Origin of the sequence: Sphaerotilus montanus (assembly GCF_013410775.1) — a bacterium.
GTDB lineage: Bacteria > Pseudomonadota > Gammaproteobacteria > Burkholderiales > Burkholderiaceae_C > Sphaerotilus > Sphaerotilus montanus.
The window spans coordinates 217,887-231,977 of record NZ_JACCFH010000001.1 but is presented as its reverse complement, the minus strand read 5'-3'; the positions used below and the strand labels follow the sequence as shown (position 1 = coordinate 231,977).

8 protein-coding genes are annotated in these 14,091 nt (G+C 71.0%); 3 read left to right on the top strand and 5 right to left on the bottom strand.

Translation table 11 applies throughout. The features are described from left to right. Window positions 1-39 precede the first annotated feature (39 nt). The 3 genes from BDD16_RS01050 to BDD16_RS22770 are packed head-to-tail and all read right to left on the bottom strand — an operon-like array spanning window position 40 to window position 5,706. Window positions 40-2,646: a methyl-accepting chemotaxis protein gene (locus BDD16_RS01050; protein WP_179632221.1), complete on the bottom strand. Its 2,607-nt coding sequence runs from the start codon at window positions 2,644-2,646 to the stop codon at window positions 40-42. After that, window positions 2,643-4,577 carry a chemotaxis protein CheA gene (locus BDD16_RS01045; protein WP_179632219.1) on the bottom strand — a complete coding sequence of 645 codons (1,935 nt, stop codon included), beginning with the start codon at window positions 4,575-4,577 and terminating at the stop codon, window positions 2,643-2,645. The genes BDD16_RS01050 and BDD16_RS01045 overlap by 4 nt, the downstream gene beginning before the upstream one ends. A 1-nt stretch (window position 4,578) precedes the next feature. Continuing rightward, a complete protein-coding gene (locus tag BDD16_RS22770) occupies window positions 4,579-5,706 on the bottom strand; it encodes a methyl-accepting chemotaxis protein (protein ID WP_218897648.1) in 1,128 nt (375 codons plus the stop codon). A 216-nt stretch (window positions 5,707-5,922) separates the two neighbouring features. Between BDD16_RS22770 and BDD16_RS01035 the strand changes: the two genes are divergently transcribed. Both BDD16_RS01035 and BDD16_RS01030 read left to right on the top strand, forming a co-directional pair. Continuing rightward, entirely contained in the window at window positions 5,923-8,031 is a 2,109-nt protein-coding gene (locus BDD16_RS01035; protein ID WP_179632217.1) for a methyl-accepting chemotaxis protein, read from the top strand. Between the two features lies 1 nt (window position 8,032). Further along, a complete protein-coding gene (locus BDD16_RS01030; RefSeq protein ID WP_179632215.1) occupies window positions 8,033-10,030 on the top strand; it encodes a methyl-accepting chemotaxis protein in 1,998 nt (665 codons plus the stop codon). On the opposite strand, the gene recJ is transcribed toward BDD16_RS01030, so the two are convergent. Both recJ and BDD16_RS01020 read right to left on the bottom strand, forming a co-directional pair. After that, complete coding sequence (gene recJ / locus BDD16_RS01025; RefSeq protein ID WP_179632213.1) at window positions 10,003-11,724, bottom strand: single-stranded-DNA-specific exonuclease RecJ; 1,722 nt, start codon at window positions 11,722-11,724, stop codon at window positions 10,003-10,005. The genes BDD16_RS01030 and recJ overlap by 28 nt on opposite strands. Before the next feature lie 28 nt (window positions 11,725-11,752). Further along, on the bottom strand, window positions 11,753-12,733 hold the full coding sequence (locus tag BDD16_RS01020; RefSeq protein ID WP_179632211.1) for a hypothetical protein: 981 nt from the start codon (window positions 12,731-12,733) through the stop codon (window positions 11,753-11,755). A gap of 164 nt (window positions 12,734-12,897) precedes the next feature. Between BDD16_RS01020 and BDD16_RS01015 the strand changes: the two genes are divergently transcribed. Next, on the top strand, window positions 12,898-14,067 hold the full coding sequence (locus BDD16_RS01015; RefSeq protein WP_179632209.1) for an acyltransferase family protein: 1,170 nt from the start codon (window positions 12,898-12,900) through the stop codon (window positions 14,065-14,067). The last annotated feature ends 24 nt before the right edge of the window (window positions 14,068-14,091 follow it).

Below are 14,091 nucleotides of genomic sequence, written 5' to 3'. Positions count from 1 at the left end.
GGTCGCCTTGGTCGCACAGGCTGCAAAGGCCCGTCAGAGTCAGAAGGTGCTGAACTGGGTGTCGTCCACGGCGTTGCGTCTGCCGGGCGGGATGGACTGCGGACGCGCCGCGCGGGGGCTGCGGTCGTGGTTCGAATGCGCAGGGGGGCGGGCCTTGCCGGGCTGCGACTGCGGCTGCGGTTCTGAGCGGGTCAGCCGGAAGCTGGCCATCATGTCCTGCAGCGCCAGGGCCTGGCCGGACAGCTCCTCGGCCGTGGCCGACAGCTCCTCGGAGGCGGCGGCGTTCTGCTGGGTGGTGGTGTTGAGGTGGTGCATGGCGGTGGTGATCTGCTGGACGCCTTCGGCCTGTTCGCCCGAGGCGGTCGAGATGTCCTGCACCAGCCGGCTGGTGTGCGCGATGCCGGGCACCATGCGTGCCAGCACCGCACCTGCCTGCTCCGCCAGCTTGACGCTGGAGCCCGCGAGCTGGCCGATCTCCTGCGCGGCGATCTGGCTGCGCTCGGCCAGCTTGCGCACCTCGGCGGCCACCACGGCGAAGCCCTTGCCGTGCTCGCCCGCGCGAGCGGCCTCGATGGCGGCGTTGAGTGCCAGCAGGTTGGTCTGGTAGGCGATGTCGTCGATGATCGAGATCTTCGAGGCGATCAGGGTCATGGCTTCCGCCGTGCGGCTGACGGCGCTGCCGCCATCACGCGCCTCGCGCGAGGCTTCGGCCGCCATCTCGTTGGTGGTGGCCGCGCTGGCGGAGTTCTGGCGGATCGAACCCGCCATCTGCAGCAGCGACGCGGTGGTTTCCTCGACGCTGGCGGCTTGCTCCGAGGCCGAGTGCGACAGCGCCTGCGAGGTGCTGGACACCTGGTGTGCCGCCACGCTGAGCGCCTGCGCCGCCAGGCTCACGTCCGCCAGCGTGGACGCCAGGCGCATCACGGTGGTGTTCACGGCCCGCTGCAGCTCGGCAAAGGCGCCCTGGTAGTGGCCCTCCACCTGGCGTGTCAGGTCCCCGGCTTCCACGCCGGTCATTGCGGCGCGGACCTCGTTCAGCGGCGTGACGATGGCGTCGAGCGTCTGGTTGATGCCCTCGACGATCCGGCGGAAATCGCCTTCGTGGCGCCGGGCGTCGGCCCGCGCGTCGAGCTTGCCCGCCACGGCGGCCCGCACCAGGCCGTCGGTGTCGCTGATCAGGGCCTGCAGGTGGCTGCGGACCTCCTCGATCGCCTGGTTGATGAAGACCTTCTGGCCGGGCAGCGGGGCGAGGGGGGCCTCGAACTGTCCCCGTCCGAAGGCGCTGACGACGTCGAGCGCCTGGCGCTGCACACCGATGTGGTCCCGCACCGTGGCATTGACCAGTTCGGCCACCTGGCGGTATTCGCCCTGGAACGGGGCCGGATCGATGAAGACGTCGATCTGGCCGCGGGCATGCGCGTCCGACAGGTGGCGCAGTTCGGCCAGCAGCGTGCGCATCGTGATCCGGACGGTCTCGAAGGAGCGGGCGATGTCGGCCAGTTCATCGTTGCCACGGACGACCGCGCTGTCTGCGAGTTCGCCGCGGGCCACGGCTGCCGCGCAGCCGCCGATGAACTGCGCCGTGCGGCGCATCGAACGGGTGATGCCGATCGACAGATACAGGGCCAGCAGCACCCCCGAGGCGGCTGCGACCGCCATCAGATTGCGGTGCTGCACCAGCTGTGCATGGCGCTGCACCAGCAGCTCCTGCAGCCGGTGGATCGCCTGGTTGTGGACCGCATCGAGCTTGTCCAGCAGTTCGTTGCCACTGCGCAGCATGGCCAGCGGATCGCCCCGCAGCGGTCCGCCAGCGGTGGCCATGGCCTCGATCTGGGCGAGGTAGCGGTCCGCGCTGGTGCCGACCTCCTTCCAGCCGGGAGCGGGTTTCTCGCCCGCGCGCTCCAGGGCATCGAGCCGGGCCTGCACGCTGATCCGGCTGTCCTCGAACTGGCGTCTGGCGATGGCGAGGGCCACGGTGTCACCGGGCTGCCAGCTGCCGCGCCCCAGCGCCTGCACGGCGGTGTCACGCAGCTCCGACAGGGCGGCGACATGGCCGGACATGCGCTCGAAGGTCAGGTCCATGAGCAGGAAGGTCGCCGGCTCCGGATCCAGCAGCAGCCCGCTCCTTTCGGCCACCAGACCGATGAGGGCCTGGGTTTCGCGGATGACTGCATCCTGCGGTCGATGTCCGCTGTGCTCCGCGGAACCGGGTGCTGCGTCGTGGGTGTCGCGGGTGTCGCGCAGCAGGTGCTCGCGCAGACCGGTCCAGGCGACGGCCAGGTCCAGACCGGAAGTCGCGATCAGGCTGTCCATCGATGTCACGGCCTTGAGCAGTGCGCTGCGGGTCTCGTCCAGCGGAGCGCGTGCCGCGGGCACGGTGGAGAGCAGCGTCCGGCCGCTCTGGTAGGTCCGCAGCAGATCCACCACATCGACCAGTTCGTGCGCGACGGGAATCCCGGACAGCTCCAGCCGGACGGCTTCGACCGTGCGGCCTTCCCGGCGCACCACCGTCGCCATCAGCAGGGCCAGTGGCAGCAGCAGCACCGCGACGACCAGCCCGAGCTTGACCGAGATGCGCATCGGTCGGGTCACCGTGGTGACGGGGGCGAACAGCAGCGAGATCAGCGAGGTCCGTGCGGGGGTCATGGGGATTCCGATGCGAGACGGTGCGCTGACGTTGGCGTGGACGTCGACGGGCGGGGGGAGTCGGTGTGCAGGCGGGCGAGAGCCGGAACATCCAGGATCAGGGCCACCTCGCCGTTGCCGAGGATGGTCGATCCAGCCAGGCAGGGCAGGTGGCGGAACAGCGGCCCCAGCGGCTTGATGACCGTCTGGTGTTCACCGAGCAGGCGGTCCACCAGCAGGCCGACCCGGCCGGTGTTGCAGCGCACGACCACCAGACTCTGTCGCGCCGGGCGTTCGCCGCCGTGACCGAAGCAGGCGCGCAGATCGAGGAAGGGCAGCACCTGACCACGCAGGTCGAGGCAGCCGCTGTCCCGGTGCGGCCCGGCCTGCAGCCCGGACGGCGTTTCGATGCACTCGGCGACGATGTCGAGCGGCAGCACGTAGCCCACGCTGCCGACCCGGGTCAGGAAGCCGTCGATGATGGCCAGCGTCAGCGGCAGGCGGATCTGCACCGCCGTGCCCTGGCCGGGCGTGCTGGTCAGATGGATCTGGCCGCGCAGCGCTTCGACCTGCCGGCGCACCACGTCCATGCCGACGCCGCGGCCCGACAGGTCGGTGACCTGCTCGGCGGTGGAGAAGCCGGGTTCGAAGAGCAGCGCGTGCACCTGCGCGTCGTCGAGCACCGCCTCGGGTGCGATCAGCCCGCGCTCGATGGCCTTCGAGAGAATGCGGTGGCGGTCGAGGCCCCGGCCATCGTCACGGACCTCCAGCACCACGCTGCCGGCCTCCTGGTAGGCCTGCAGGCAGAGCTGCCCGCGCGCCGGCTTTCCGCTGGCACTGCGCTCGTCGGGTGACTCCAGGCCGTGGTCCAGGCTGTTGCGCACGAGGTGCATCAGCGGGTCGGCGATGGCGTCGACCAGCGCACGGTCGAGCTCGGTGTCCCCGCCGAGGATCTGCAGCGCCGCCTCCTTGCCCAGCGTCTTGCACACGTCGCGCACGACGCGCTGGAAGCGGCTGAAGGTCTGCCCGATCGGCACCATGCGCAGCGCCAGCGCGCCGTCCCGGGCGGACTGCACCAGCTCGTGCACGCGCTGCGCGGTCTCGATGCAGCGGGCGTGGCGGCTTTCCCGGGCGGCATTGCCGGCGCCCGATCCGGCGATGACCAGTTCGCCGATCAGGTCGACCAGCCGGTCCAGCTTGTCCGCGCGGACACGGATGAAGCGGCCCTCTTCGGCCGGGCGCCGATCGGCCGGGGGGCTGGTGTCCGGCGAGGGGAGTGGTGCGTCCGGGGTCCGTGCCGGTGACCGGACGGCTGCTTCGGGTTGTATCTCCAGCGTGCAGTCGTCCTGCAGGAAGTCGAACACGTCGGCGATGGCATGGCGCGGCGCATCGGACTGCAGCAGGATCTCGAAGTCGAGCCAGCAACTCTCGGCGTCGAGTGTCTCCAGCGTCGGCACGCGGTCGGGGTGTGTGCGGACCGCGCACAGCGTGCCGAGCGTGCCGAGATGGCGGATGAACGACAGCGGATCCAGGCCGTTGCGCAGGGCGTCGAGGCCCATGCGGAGGTTCAGGCGCCAGCGTGGCTCGTCGGGGGTGTCCGTGGCACCGGGTGCATTCGGGCCATCCGGCAGCGCGGCCACCAGCTCCCCGAGTTCGTCGGCGCCGGCCAGCAAGGCGGCCATGTTGCCCTCGGTGAGCGTCTGGCTGCCATCGCGCAGGGCGTCGAGCGTGCTTTCCAGCGCATGGGTCAGGCGCACGATGGCGTCCAGCCCGAACATGCCCGCGCCCCCCTTGAGCGTGTGCGCGGCGCGGAAGGCGCCATGCACCGCCTCCAGATCGCCCGGATCCTGTTCCATGCGCAGCAGGTCCTGCTCCAGCTGGCGCAGGTTGTCCTGTGCCTCCTCCATGAAGCCGGCCCGTGCGGCGGCGATGATTTCGGCGTCGAGGCCCATGTCAGAGGCTCGCCTGGCGGGCGTGCTCGCGCTGGCCTGCATCGATGTCGGCACGCAGGCGCGCCAGCCAGTCTTCGGCCGATCCGGCGGCAGGATCCTCGGCGCCCAGCAGACACTGCCGCAGGCGCTGCATGTCCTGCAGCAGGCTGTCCACGCCCGGGCGGGACCGGTCCAGCTCCTTCAGGTCTCCCCGCAGCAACATCAGCTGGGATTGCAGCTGCAGGCATTCCTCGTGGAGTCCGCGAGCGTCGCGGCGCACATCTCCGACCTCGCCGGCAATGGCCCGCACGAGGCGGCGCGCCTGCTCCTCGGTGAGGGTGGCACAGTCCGCTTCCGGTGCGTCGGGGTCGATGTCCTCGCGCCCGGAACGCTGCATGATGGCGTCCAGCGGTGCCTGCATCTGTCCGACCTGCCGGGCGATGCGGATGCCGGCCTGGCGGGACTGGGCGGCCAGCTGCCGCACCTCTTGCGCCACCACGGCAAAGCCGCCGCCGCGTTCTCCGGCCCGTGTCGCCTCGACCGAGGCATTCAGCGCCAGCAGGTGGGTGGCGCGGCTGATGGTCTGCACCTCCCGTGCGAGGGTGTTCAGTGCGTCCAGCGCTTCCAGCATGGCGCGGGCAGCCGATACCGTGTCCAGCCGGAGGCGCGCGGCCGACCGGCTGTGGCGCAGCAGTTCGTCGACGATGGCGTGGTGGCGCCCCATGAGGTCCTCGGTGAGCGGGGCTGCCGCCGACGTGGTGACATGCAGGTTCAGCACCGACTCCAGCTGCTGCCCGAGCGCCACGATGCGGGCCTCGAGTGCGCGCCGGGACTGGTGGCTGGTGCGCTGGGTGTCGCCGAGCTGCAGATGCCAGCCCGCCACCACCGGCTCGGTCAGGCGTGCGCCATCGGCGCTGCGGACCCGGTGCCCGCCGGTGTGACCGGGTCGCGCCGCGGTGGCCGGTCGCACACCCGCCAGACCGACGGCGACCACCACCGCGGCGGCGGCAGGCCATCCGCCCAGGTACAGGCCGGCGGCACCGGCCGCCGCGGCGAGCGCCGATGCGGCGGCCGCCCGCCATGGACCCGGACGACCCGGGTGGGCGGTCGGATCGGCAGCACCGGGCAACGTCGACGACTTGGAAGGCATGCGGGTTCTCTGGACAGCAGGAGGTGCCTTCGAGTGTCGGGAATTCCCAGGGGTGTCCAGCCCCGGATAAGGCGGTGATGCGGCACCTTCTTCGGGCGTGGCGGGGTCGGGGGTTGCCTATGATCAAGCGGGGCCGCGGTGTGCCGATAACGCCTGCAGCAGGACCAGGACCAGGGACCAGGACCGGATGAAGCACCAGCGCACGAGAGGATCGGGATGGCCGCCGACGACATGAGCACCGCCGCCGCGCCGAGGGGCATGTCCTTGCCTGTCGCCGCACGGCACTGGTGGACCCGGCAGCAGGCCATCCTGGCGATGCTGCAGCACACGGTCTGGGGCCACCACGCGGGCTGGTCGCTGGGCATCAGCCTGCTGCGCAACCTGCGCATGGCGCACAAGACCGCCCTGGTGGCGCTGGCGCTGATGCTGCCCGGTGGCCTGCTGATCCACGACACGCTGGAGCTGTGGCGCGAGCGCCACGCGCTCCACCTCGGAGCCACCAGCAGTTTCGGCCAGTACAAGGCGCTGACGGAGCTGAACCTCACGCTCGACGGCCTGTTCCAGCAGATGCTGCGCCGGGAGCAGCATCTCCCTGCCGACCAGCTGCCGGTGCTGCGCCAGCAGGAGGCCGCACAGTACAAGGCGCTGGAGGACGCACTGGACACCCGGTACGGCGCTCCGGGGAGCGCGGCCGCGATGGAAAACATGGCCCGCAAGCTCCACACCAGCCGGGACGCCATGCTGGCGCACCTGGACGACGACACGCCGGCGGCCATCCCCGGCACCCCGTCGCCGCGGTGGATCGCGGTGATCGCCTATGCGCGGGATCTGCAGGCCTTGCGCCTGGCGCTGTCCACCGACCGGGCGCTGGTACTGGACGCCGATGTCGGCGTCAAGATGCTGCGCAGCGGGCTGGCAGACCCGCAGTTCCAGCTGATGGCCAACATCAGCCGGCTCGGGCGCATCGGCTTGCGGCTCTATGCCGAGCCGGCCAACGAGGTCAAGGTCCGGGACATGGGTCTGCTGATGGCCCGGTCGGAGCTGCTGCTCGACCAGTCGCAGCCGATGTTCGAGTACGTGCGCGACCAGCGGCTGATCGATCCGGGCGAGGCGGAGCGCCTCATGGCGCGCCTGCAGGCCTTCCTCAAGACCACCGATGCGCTGCTGCGCATCGCCGCGGTGGCGCCGGGCAGCGAACTGGCGCTGCGCAGCGAGATCGATGCACCGTCCTTTGCGCGCAAGGTGGCGGATGCGGTCGAGGCCAGTGCCCGGCTCCAGACGCTGGCGCTGGACGCCATGGGCACCCGCATCCAGGCCGGCTACCAGCAGCACAACGAACGCCTGATCGGCCGCGCCGCGGTCTTCCTGCTGCTGACCCTGCTCGGGCTGTATCTGATGGTGTGCCTGCACCGGGTGATGTCGGGTGGGCTGGCCACGCTGTGCCTGCAACTGGGCGAAATCGGCCGCGGCAACCTGTCCATTCGCCCGCGTGGCTGGGGACAGGACGAGATTGGCCAGGCGCTGAACACCCTCGGGCAGTCTGCCAGCGGCATGTCCCGGATCTTCGAGACGCTGGACCGCAGCGTGACGTCCATGGCCCACCAGACCGAGGAGATGCACGCGCAGCAGCGTGGCCTGCAGGACAGCAGCCGCCAGATGGTGGAGGGCATCGCGGAAGGCACACAGCTGATCCGCACCTTCGATGCCGCGCTCGGCCAGTGCGCCGAAGGCGTCGAGGCCGCGGCCGAGCAGGTCCGCGGACTGCGGGTCGATGCCCAGCGCAGCCGCCAGGCGATGTCCGGCCTGGGGCAGCGCATGGCACAGATGCAGTCCCGCAGCCGCGAGATCACCCGCGTGATCGGGCTGGTCGAGACCGTGGCCTTCCAGACCAAGCTGCTGTCGCTGAATGCCTCGGTCGAGGCGGCCCGGGCGGGCAGCGCCGGGCGCGGGTTTGCGGTGGTGGCACAGGAGGTGCGCGCCCTGGCGCAGCGCAGCGAGGATGCGGCCAGGACCATCCGCCACATCGTCGGTCAGTCGGTGGCCGAAATCGACGAAAGCCGGCAGGTGAGCGACCGCGTCGGGCGCGTCGTGAGCCACACCTCGGACGCGTTCCAGTCACTCGACACGCGGATGTCGGAACTGCTGGCCCTCACCCGCGCCAGCCACCAGCAATCGTCGCGGGTGTGCGAGATCACCCGCGGGCTGGCCCCGGCGACGGTGGCACAGATGCGGCTGGTCCGCGGGCTCTCCGAGGCCTGCGACACGCTGCGGGGCGAGGGCGATGCCCTGCGCCATGCACTCGATCAAGTGACGCCCAGGGGCTGACATGACGACATTCGACGACCGTTCACCCTGGGTCCAGGGCCCTCTGGCGGCGCTGCTGAAACCGGGGTTGCGGGTCATGCGCGGCATGCGTCTGCCTGCCAAGATGGGATTGCTCGGCGCCATGCTGGCCATGCCGCTGTTCCTGTTGATGACGCTGGCGATGATCCAGGCCAGCGGCGACATGGCGGTGGCCCGGTCCGAGCGGGAAGGCACGCTCCTGGCGCGGCAGGTGACCGAGCTGGTCGTGCTGGTGCAGTCGCACCGCAGCCTGTCCAACCAGGTCGCGGCGGGCGTCACGGCACTGACGCCCGCCCGCGATGCCGTGCGGGTGCAACTGCGCCAGGCCGTGCAGCAGGCCGACCAGGCGATTGCGGCCACGAAGACCTTCACGTTCGACGACCTGTGGCCCGCTGAACGCGAGCGGCTGCTGGCGCTGGCGGACGGCCATGTGTCCACCCTGCGGACCGAAGCGATGGCGGAACATGGCGTGCAGGTCGAGCGCCTGCGCCGCCTGCTCAAGCTGATCGGCGAACGCTCGCAGCTGCTGTTCGATCCGCGGGCCGACACCTACTTCATCATGGATCTGGGCATCGAGCGCCTGGTGCCCTGGATGGAATCGATGGCCGTGCTCGAAACCCGTGGCGGCGAGCTGCTGCTGCGGGATGTCTCGGTGCGCGAGCGCACGATGATGCTGGGTCTGGCGAGCGACGCACAGCGGGCGGCCGAAGAGGTGGTGCTGCAGTTGCAGGCGCTGGCGCGCACGGGCACCGAGATCAGCGATGGTGTGCGGCCCGCCTCCGAAGCCACCGGACGCATGCTGTCCCTGGCCCGCGCGGTCTTCGAACCCGAGGCCGTCAGTGCCGAGGTCGCGCCCTACCACGCGGCCGGCATGGAGGCCCTCCAGGCGCTGTGGCGACTCGACGAGGAACTGTGGGTCCGGCTGGACCAGCGACTGGACCAGCGGATCCGGGACTTCGAGCAGCGCCTGCTGCTGCAGGGCTGTGCCGTGGTGCTGGGACTGGTGGGGCTGGTCTATCTGGGCCTGAGCTTCTATGCCAGCTTCACCGGGTCGCTGAGGCAGGTGAGCGGCAGTCTGGTGGCGGTGACCAACGGGGATCTCTCGGTGCAGGTGCGCATCGAGGGCCGGGATGAACTGGCGGATCTGGGGGGCGAGCTGGAACGCATGAGCGTGCGGCTGTCGTCGCTGGTCGGCGAGATCCGGGGCAGTGCGGTCGGGGTGGACCAGGCCGGCACCTCGGTGGCCGATGATGGCCGGGCGCTGTCGCAGCGCACCGAGTCCCAGGCGGCCAGCCTGCACCGCACGCTGCTGACCGTGCAGCAGCTCAGCCGTGCCGTCGGCAACAACGCGGCGGCCGCCGATGCACTGCAGCAGCTCACCGCACAACTGCGCAACGACGCCGCCATCGGCAGCGAGGCGATGGCCCGGTCCATCCAGGGCATGCACACGCTGGAGCAGAGCGTGAACCGGGTCGCCGAGGTCAATGCCGTGATCGACGACATTGCTTTCCAGACCAACCTGCTGGCGATCAACGCGTCGATCGAGGCCGCGCGGGCGGGCGAGGCGGGCAAGGGTTTCTCGGTCGTGGCCGGCGAGATCCGCCAGCTGGCCAACCGCTGCGGCGAGGCCGCGGCCGAGGTGCGCGGCCTGATCGAGTCGACCACCGAGCAGACCGGCGACTCGCTGCGCGCGATCGAGGATGCGGGCGGGCGACTGACCTCGGTCATCAGCGGCGTCGATGACGTCTCCGTCCGGCTGAACGGCATCACCGAGGCCAGCCACGCGCAGAACACCGCGCTGGCGCAGGTCACCACCAGCGTGAACGAACTCGACACCATCACGCGCCAGAACGTCGACATGGTCGAGCAGTCGTCTGCGTCGGCCGAGTCCCTGGCCACGCAGGCGGCGTCGCTGCGGACCTCGGTGGCGTCGATCAAGCTGCGCGAGGCGGTTCAGCTCGCCGCGACCACCAGCATCTGAACCCGCATCTGGCCCTGCCAGGTGTCCAGGGACAGCCGGTAGGCCAGCCGCACCCGCTCGCCCACCGGCTCGATCTGCCCGAACCAGATGGCGTCCCGCACCTGCCCGTGCAGCCGCACGCTGAGCTTGAGGTGACGCTCGCCCACCAGCCGTTGCCGCAGCACGTCGACCTCGTCGGCGAACAGCGGCGCCTCGAAGGCCTGCCCCCAGACCTGCTGGTCGAGCAGCCCGACCGTGGACGCATCGAACCAGCGCGGATCGAGCGGTCCGTCGGTGGCGAGCCGGTGGTCCAGCGTCGCGGCGTCCAGCCCTTCTTCCGCGACCGAGCGCAGCGCCTCGGCGAAGGTGCCGAAGTCGTCGGCCTCGATCGTGCAGCCCGCTGCCATCGAGTGTCCGCCGAAGCGCTTGAGCAGACCGGGGTGGCGCTTGGTCACGAGGTCCAGTGCGTCCCTGAGGTGAAAACCGGGAATTGACCGCCCCGAGCCCTTCAGCAAACCGTCCGAACCGGCCGCGAACACGAAGGTCGGGCGGTGCAGCCGGTCCTTCAAGCGTCCGGCGACAATGCCGACCACGCCCTCGTGGAACTCGGGGTCGAACAGGACCACCGCGGCCGGTGGCTCGCCCTTGGGCATCAGCGACTCCAGCAGCACCTCGGCCTGCTCGCGCATCCCGGCCTCGACCTCGCGCCGCTCGCGGTTGATGCTGTCGAGCAGGCGGGCGAGTTCGGCGGCCTGCGTCGGGTCGTCGGTGAGCAGGCAGGTGATGCCGATCGTCATGTCGGCCAGCCGCCCCGCTGCGTTCAGCCGGGGCCCGAGCGAGAAGCCGAAGTCGGTGGCGCTGGCCCGCTGCGGGTCACGTCCGGCGGCGGCGAACAGCGCGGCGATGCCGGCCTGCATCCGCCCGGCGCGGATGCGCTTGAGGCCCTGCGCGACGAGGCGGCGGTTGTTGGCGTCAAGCTTGACCACGTCGGCGACGGTGCCGAGGGCGACCAGGTCCAGCAGTGCGTCCAGCCGCGGCTGACTCGCGGCGTCGAACCGCCCGCGCTGGCGCAGCTCGGCCCGCAGCGCGAGCAGCACGTAGAACATCCCCCCGACCCCGGCGATCGCCTTGCTCTCGAAAGTGCAGGCCGGCTGGTTCGGGTTGACGATCACGTCGGCGTCCGGCAGCGTCGGCTCGCCGTGGGCATCGACGGCGGGCAGGTGGTGGTCGGTGACCAGCACGCGGATACCGAGTTCATGCGCACGGTCCACGCCGGCATGGCCCGCGATGCCGTTGTCCACCGTGACCAGCAGGGCGGGTTGGTGCTGCAGCGCCAGATCGACGATGGTGGGCGTCAAGCCGTAGCCGTGGATGGCGCGGTCGGGGACGACGTAGTGCAGCGTGCCGGGCTGCGCGCCGAGCATCGCCAGTCCGCGCAGCGCGACGGCGCAGGCGGTGGCGCCATCGCAGTCGTAGTCGGCGACGACGACGATGTGGCCGCCCGCGTCGAGCGTGTCGGCCAGCAGGCGGGCGGCGGCGTCGGTGCCGGCCATCGCCGACGGGGGCAGCAGGCGGGTCAGGCCATCGTCGAGTTCATCGGCGCTGCGGATGCCGCGGGCGGCGTAGAGGCGGGCCAGCAGCGGGTGGACGCCGGCCTGTTCCAGCGCCCAGGCCGCGCGGGGCGGCACGTCGCGGATGTCGATCTGTGGGGTCATCGTGTGCGGGTCGCCGGGGTGCGCGGTGTCAGAGGGATTCGAGGACGGCCACGGCGCTGGCCGGGCGCGAGCGGCCCAGCAGGCGGCTCCACCAGCCTTGCGGACGCGGCGTCCAGGTCTGCGCGAGCCGCTCGCCGCACAGCGTCAGCGTGACCGGCTCGCCCGCCTCGGCGCGTTGCAGCAGCGCGGCGATGGGGCCGGTGTCCAGCGCGTGCCAGGCGGCCACCCAGTCCGCCCATTCGTTGGCGAGCAGCGGGGCGCGCAGGCGCAGCTCCACGTCGAGGTCACCGAGCGACCGGCGGGGCTGGGCGGTGCCGCAGCCGCTGAGCCAGAACGAGTTCACCGTGAGCAGCCGGGCGGCTTCACGCGATTCGTTGACGTCGTGTTCGTGCCAGAGCATCTGCGCCTCGACCTGCAGCCGCCGCAGCTTGCGCGTCTGCGGCGCATCACTGAGCCACAGGTCAAGGTTGCGGCCGATGGCGCGGTCGAGCGAGGCGCTGGGCAGGTCGGCCAGTGCCGCGTGGCGCACGTACCAGCGCAGCGGTGCGCCCCACTGCAGCGACCAGCCCTCGGCGTCGAAGGAGGGTTGCAGCAGGTCGAACAGCGTGCGCGACTCGGCCTCGGTCAGCGCGAGCGCCGCCGGGTCGACCAGCGCGATCTGGTCGCTGCCGACGTGCCAGTGCACGGGGGTCAGCAGGCCCCAGGGGGCGCCGCTGGTGTCGTCGTCGGCGCGCAGGCCGTCGTCGGCTGCGCTGGCCGCCGCCCAGGGCCAGCGGCCGTCGGCGCCGGACCAGCCGTGTGCTTCGGCGAGCACGCGCTCGTGCGGGGCGCTGAGGGTGTATTCGTCGTCGTCGGGCCGGGCGGGCGTGCCACCCTGCGGCGCCAGTCGGCCGAGCAGGGCATCGAGGTTCGGCAGGCGCAGTGCCTTCAGCGCGGCGAGACTGGCGGCCGAGGCGGCGCTGGCGTGGGCGATCAGCAGGTGGGGGTGGGCAGGGGCGTGGTCGGGCATGGCGGGCGGATTATCCGACCCCCTCGAACGGGCGCGGGAAAAGTTTGCGGTGATGGCTTGTCCCGGGGTCTGTCCCCCCGGGGCGCTGGTGTCCGGATACAGATTCGTTACGTATGATTTTTCCATTTGAAGAACATCATCCAGAAACCAAGAAGGTTCACGCCATGAATCAGGAGTCCCGGGGTGCGGAGGCCAACCTCGATCTGTTGCGCAGTCTGGCGGTGCTCGCCGTGATGGCGGACCACCTCGTTCCGACGTGGCGCTACTGCGGCCTCAGCGTGCCGACGGTGGTCCAGATGGTCACGGCCCACATCGGACAGGCGGGCGTGATCGCCTTTTTCGTGCACACCAGTCTGGTGCTGATGGAGTCGCTGCAGCGCATGTGCGGCGGCGAGCCCCTGCAGCGTGGGGTGGTGCTGCGCTTCTACCTCCGACGGTTCCTGCGGATCTACCCGCTCGCGCTGGTGTGCATCACGATGGTGGTGGTGCTGGATCTGCCGGCGATGACCTGGCGCGACAGCCCGCCGCTGACGCCGCAGGTGGTGCTGGCCAACCAGTGGCTGGTGCAGAACCTGGTGACCGGCCGCAGCGTGCTGGGGCCGCTGTGGAGCCTGCCCTACGAGGTGCAGATGTATGTCGTGCTGCCGGGGCTGTACCTGATCGCGACCTCGGCCCGCGGACCCCGCTGGCTGGTCGGGCTGCTGGGGGTGGCCGTGCTGGGCGCGCTGGTGCTGGGCGAGTTCACGGGCGGGCGGCTCAACATGGCAGCCTATCTGCCGTGTTTCCTGTGCGGGGTGCTCTGCTTCGCGCTGCGGCAGCGGGTGCGTCTGCCGCAGTGGCCGGCCCGTGGCTGGACCGTGGCGCTGGCCGTGCTGTTCGGCGGCTACGCCTGGCTGCACCTGGGGGCGGGCAAGCCGGATACCGTGGTCGGCTGGTGGTTCGCGCTGCTGCTGTCCATGGCGATCCTGGTGTTCGAGGACAGCCGCCTGTCACGCCTGAACCGCTGCACCCAGTGGATCGCCCGCTACTCCTACGGCCTGTACCTGCTGCACGTGCCGGTGCTGTGGCTGGTGTTCCACCGCTGGCGGCTGCAGTCGCTGCCCTGGAGCCTGCTGGTGTACCTCGGCTTGTCGACGGTGGCGGCGGTCCTCGCCTACCACCTGATCGAAGCGCCGATGGTCGCGCTGGGCCAGCGCCTGACGCGGCGCACGCCGGCTCCAGCGGGTGCCGCGGCGGTGCCGTTCCCTTGGGCAGACGCTGGCGAGCGCGAGCTGCCGCTGGGCGTGGCGGCGATGGAACCGGCCGAGGTCTGGCAGATGCTGCACCGGCACTGAATTCCGGCCGGCCGCTGCGTGTCC

Excerpts from the sequence above, each read along its gene's own strand:
- BDD16_RS01030 (WP_179632215.1), top strand. The coding sequence starts at position 8,033 with ATGACGACATTCGACGACCGTTCACCCTGGGTCCAGGGCCCTCTGGCG.
- recJ (WP_179632213.1), bottom strand. The coding sequence starts at position 11,724 with ATGACCCCACAGATCGACATCCGCGACGTGCCGCCCCGCGCGGCCTGG.
- BDD16_RS01050 (WP_179632221.1), bottom strand. The coding sequence starts at position 2,646 with ATGACCCCCGCACGGACCTCGCTGATCTCGCTGCTGTTCGCCCCCGTC.
- BDD16_RS01035 (WP_179632217.1), top strand. The coding sequence starts at position 5,923 with ATGGCCGCCGACGACATGAGCACCGCCGCCGCGCCGAGGGGCATGTCC.
- BDD16_RS01015 (WP_179632209.1), top strand. The coding sequence starts at position 12,898 with ATGAATCAGGAGTCCCGGGGTGCGGAGGCCAACCTCGATCTGTTGCGC.
- BDD16_RS22770 (WP_218897648.1), bottom strand. The coding sequence starts at position 5,706 with ATGCCTTCCAAGTCGTCGACGTTGCCCGGTGCTGCCGATCCGACCGCC.
- BDD16_RS01045 (WP_179632219.1), bottom strand. The coding sequence starts at position 4,577 with ATGGGCCTCGACGCCGAAATCATCGCCGCCGCACGGGCCGGCTTCATG.
- BDD16_RS01020 (WP_179632211.1), bottom strand. The coding sequence starts at position 12,733 with ATGCCCGACCACGCCCCTGCCCACCCCCACCTGCTGATCGCCCACGCC.